4 protein-coding genes and 1 pseudogene are annotated in these 3,269 nt (G+C 39.9%); 3 read left to right on the top strand and 2 right to left on the bottom strand.

What is annotated here, in order from left to right; all coding sequences use genetic code 11:
• Nucleotides 1–194 precede the first annotated feature (194 nt).
• Together HOO90_RS04040 and HOO90_RS04045 are read right to left on the bottom strand one after the other, a co-directional pair.
• Nucleotides 195–1,445: a type II toxin-antitoxin system HipA family toxin gene (locus HOO90_RS04040; RefSeq protein ID WP_292839713.1), complete on the bottom strand. Its 1,251-nt coding sequence runs from the start codon at nucleotides 1,443–1,445 to the stop codon at nucleotides 195–197.
• A gap of 2 nt (nucleotides 1,446–1,447) precedes the next feature.
• A complete protein-coding gene (locus tag HOO90_RS04045; RefSeq protein ID WP_292839715.1) occupies nucleotides 1,448–1,726 on the bottom strand; it encodes a helix-turn-helix transcriptional regulator in 279 nt (92 codons plus the stop codon).
• A gap of 663 nt (nucleotides 1,727–2,389) precedes the next feature.
• On the opposite strand from HOO90_RS04045, the gene HOO90_RS04050 reads away from it, so the two are divergent.
• From HOO90_RS04050 to HOO90_RS04060, 3 genes and pseudogenes are all read left to right on the top strand, one after another.
• Complete coding sequence (locus HOO90_RS04050; protein WP_292839717.1) at nucleotides 2,390–2,812, top strand: PepSY domain-containing protein; 423 nt, start codon at nucleotides 2,390–2,392, stop codon at nucleotides 2,810–2,812.
• Nucleotides 2,813–2,883: 71 nt separating this feature from the next.
• Nucleotides 2,884–3,048 carry a hypothetical protein gene (locus HOO90_RS04055; protein WP_292839719.1) on the top strand — a complete coding sequence of 55 codons (165 nt, stop codon included), beginning with the start codon at nucleotides 2,884–2,886 and terminating at the stop codon, nucleotides 3,046–3,048.
• Nucleotides 3,049–3,143: 95 nt separating this feature from the next.
• Nucleotides 3,144–3,269 (top strand): annotated as a pseudogene (locus HOO90_RS04060) (type I methionyl aminopeptidase); the annotation flags it as partial.

Consider the following 3,269-nt stretch of genomic DNA (forward strand, 5'->3'; position numbering starts at 1 on the left):
CTAAATTTTTAGCTATTCATAATCAAACAGTTAAACGGTTTATTTAATTTCATTGTGAATGATATGGTTAAAGCTTAAATAAAAACTGGTGGTTGTATGCAACCATTTGTTGGTTATTTATAGCCAACTTCAAAAAGTCAGTTTATCTATTTGATGTGGTCGCCGTTTGTTAAAAATACAGCTGATGCTGAACACTAACTTTCAATCGCTTTTTGAATGCTTTTTAACAAATCATTGTGCTGAAAGCGCACGTCATTTTTAAAGTCGCCCACTATTTTTTGATATGCATTTTCAATGCGCTGGATTACTTGCTTTGCATCCTCATTGGATATGCCCAAACGCCTAGCATAATCACATAATTCAATATCAGTCGGGTAAGCCTTACTTTTATTTAACTTTAAGGCCATTTTTCCGTCTAGCTCAGGATAAATATCAGTGCATACCACATCGTAAATAGGCGCTAACGTTCTTGGCTGGGTTGGATTTTCATAAAGCATGCCAAAATTTTTAAGATGTGCATCCCCATCTCGCAGGTAGCAAGAAAGTGCAACGCGTTCAAACAGCCTTCTTAGGGTAATCACACTGTTTTCGCCTGCAAATATCTCAACCGCACTTGCAATCATTTCATAGCTACCTTCATATTTCTGATTAGCAGTGCGGCCTGTGAGTACCGCCATATCTTCAAAGCCTAAAGCCGTACCATCTGGTTTGCGGTCAAAACGAGACATAATAAACAGCAAGCCGTCATCAGAAAGCCAAAAATCTGGTACAGTAAAGCCCGCTTCTTTAGCCACAGACATACAAAAAAACTCATTGCAGGCCAGACCAGGGAAATCATCACCTTCTGCTTTTACAATGACGGTTTTTAATGGCACTGCCGCATGCTCTGCTGGCTGAGGTATTGAATTGCTAGCTATCTCTAAGCCTGCGTTTGGCACTTTTACAATTGGTACTAGAGCTTTTGGCTGTACACCAGAAATGCCAGAACCTAATGCGTATTGATCAACTAATCTTTTAAACAGCGCAGCAGATGGTTGTGATAACAAAGCCTCTAGCTGTTCTCCGCTATGTTCTGGCGGCGTTTCGCTAGGTATCGCGTATTGCAAGCGCCCAATTTGGTTGCTCCCTGCCAAATACAGTAAAAACATATCACTAGGCGCCCCCATGCGTCGCAATCGCTCTTCAATAATATAGCGCAAGTAACCCTCTGGGCGATTCATGGCAAATACACTCATTAAATCGCCGTGCGTGTAACTTTCTTGGCGTACTGGCATCACCAATGAAATGGCCGCTTCATCAGCCACCTGATGATAGTTAAAGACATAACGACTTTCTTTTGTCAGCACGCCACTCAAGCCTTGTGGCGTATGTATCTCTAGCTGATGAATTTGATTAAATAGCTTTTCTATATCAAATGGTTTAGCTAAATGTGATGGATCAGCCATGATTATGCTTCATCCCTAAATATCGTCGATAGCTCTTCAAATACCACTGTGTCTTTGGGGCGTAAAGTCAGCTCATAGCCTAGCGCATTTGCAATTTGGCACAACTCTTTCAACCCTATATTTTTCCCCGCTTCAGCATTAGTGATTGTTCGCCTTGCTACATTGGCAAATTCCGCAAGACTTTGCTGGCTCATATTGCGTTCACGCCGAGATTTACGCAGTTCGACAGCGAGTCGTTCTAAGTTAGTGATTGGTTGTGTAATTGAATTTTTGCGCGTCATAATGCACACAATATACACTAAAATTACTTTTAGTGCATTTAAATGCGCAAATTATTCAAGGTTTAGTTTAGGTCATCCTGCTTTACACGCCGTTACACGCCTACCCAAAGCCTGCGCTATTGGTGAAGTAAACAAATCGTTACCCAAGGCGTAATTACCGTTGGTCGCCTTGCGCATTGGCCGCATAACTACTCCAGCGATATTCCGCAGGATGGCTCACCATATTAGCCCGTACGGTATTTAATTCAATACAACGTTAGCAAACTAATAAATAGGTTTCCGTTTGGGTAGGGCAATATTTATAACGACCATCCCACAAAGTGCCTGTGCGTCGATACATTTTATTAATATACAGCCATGGTAGTCATCGCTTTCTTCAATTATTAACTATGCTTTTATGCCAACTTTGGCATATTGGTTGTACACAGCCAAATAATGGTTGCGTACAACCATAAATCGGTTGTTTTTGTATAAATTACATATAAATCAACATGTTATTGACTTTCCAAACCAATTTTGACATCATCTGTCCAATCAAAATTTTTAATGTAACGAAGGAGGTTTATATGAACAAAAAAATTAATAGTAATTGCATTGGCCTCAACTTTTATCAGTACGCTTGCTCACGCAGGCAATCCGTTTTCTGGAAAAATGGAAGCTTGCATGAAAGCTGCTTTAGCAAAACATCCTGGTGAAGTACTTACGCTAGAAGCTGAAATCAGTGGGGGTAAAGCGCAGTATGAATTCGACATTAAAGACAAAGATGGCAAAGAGTGGGAAGTTGAATGTCTAGCCAAAACTGGTAAGGTGATTGAAGAGGAGCAAGAAGTGGAAAATGCAGATGATACTGCATTTAAAGCGAAAGCCAAGATTACTCAAGAAGACGCTAAAAAAACAGCGCTTGCTAAGTTCTCAGGTGAAATAGTTGACAGCGAATTTTCAATTGAGTCTAATGGTAACCCTTCTTATGAGTTTGATATTAAAACTAAAAATGGTAAGGAAATGGAAGTCGAAGTTGACGCGGTTACAGGCAAACTGGCAGAAAACGCTGAAGAAGAAGTTTATCAAATTGGTATTGAGCAGTAATTTTTAATTGCAAACCATACAAAAGGCACTCTTCTATAGAGTGCCTTTTGTGTTTTACAAGTAAGCTGGCATTGGCAATCCATCATTACGTATGTATGCCAGTAGCAGATAAATTCAACCGTTTTACTTACGCAGCCAGAGACATTGTGATTTCTGCAAAAACTGGTGTCGGCATCAATATAGACTCTGAGTACCTCCTCATTTTCATTGTTAATTTAGCCAAGCCATTCCCATAACTTCAAAAGCTTCATATCAATTTCTTGCCGCTGTAAAACTCCTGAATGAGTGTGTTAAAATGAGCCTTCACCATCAAACATTTAACTCTCATCACATGGCAATTACTATTAAAAACCAGCAAGATATTGAAAAAATGCGCATCGCAGGAAAATTAGCTTCTGAGGTGCTGGATTTTATTACACCACATGTGGTGCATGGGGTGACTACAGATGCTTTAGAT

The sequence above is a fragment of the Methylotenera sp. genome, assembly GCF_013141425.1.
Lineage (GTDB): Bacteria > Pseudomonadota > Gammaproteobacteria > Burkholderiales > Methylophilaceae > Methylotenera.

Coding starts and splice junctions, on each gene's coding strand:
- HOO90_RS04045 (WP_292839715.1), bottom strand. CDS start 1,726: ATGACGCGCAAAAATTCAATTACACAACCAATCACTAACTTAGAACGA.
- HOO90_RS04040 (WP_292839713.1), bottom strand. CDS start 1,445: ATGGCTGATCCATCACATTTAGCTAAACCATTTGATATAGAAAAGCTA.
- HOO90_RS04050 (WP_292839717.1), top strand. CDS start 2,390: ATGAAAGCTGCTTTAGCAAAACATCCTGGTGAAGTACTTACGCTAGAA.